This window comes from Pseudoalteromonas aurantia (genome assembly GCF_005886875.1).
Classification (GTDB): domain Bacteria; phylum Pseudomonadota; class Gammaproteobacteria; order Enterobacterales; family Alteromonadaceae; genus Pseudoalteromonas; species Pseudoalteromonas aurantia_A.
In genome coordinates this window covers 1-422 of record NZ_PNBY01000200.1, presented here as the reverse complement: position 1 = coordinate 422, position 422 = coordinate 1, and the positions used below count along the sequence as shown (strand labels likewise).

The 422-nt window shown below is 38.4% G+C and carries 1 pseudogene; it reads left to right on the top strand.

What is annotated here, in order from left to right:
- Nucleotides 1–87: 87 nt before the first annotated feature.
- Nucleotides 88–422: pseudogene (locus CWC18_RS20620) on the top strand (IS110 family transposase); the annotation flags it as partial.

Sequence of the window (422 nt, the reverse complement as noted above, 5' to 3'; positions counted from 1 at the left end):
TGGGTGATGAGATGGACACTCCCAAATCGGCGTCAATGCGCCAAACTAAAGGTGTGTTTATAACGATAGTTAGTAGGAGCATCCATCATGAATAACGTTAGTATATTAAGCATCGATTTAGCAAAAAATGTATTTCAACTTCTTGGAATTGATGAACACGGAAAACCTTGTTTCTCAAAGCGGGTTTCTAGAGTAAAACTCCATGAAATAATCCTTAATTTACCGCCTTGTGAAGTCGTTATGGAGGCTTGTTCTTCCTCTCATTACTGGGGCAGAGCATGTTTAAATTCTGGTCATCAAGTTAATTTAATTCCTGCACAACATGTCACCCCATTTGTACGTGGTAACAAAAATGATAAGAATGATTGTTTGGCAATATATGAAGCGAGTAGAAGGCCTAGTATTCGCTTTGTTCCCGTTAA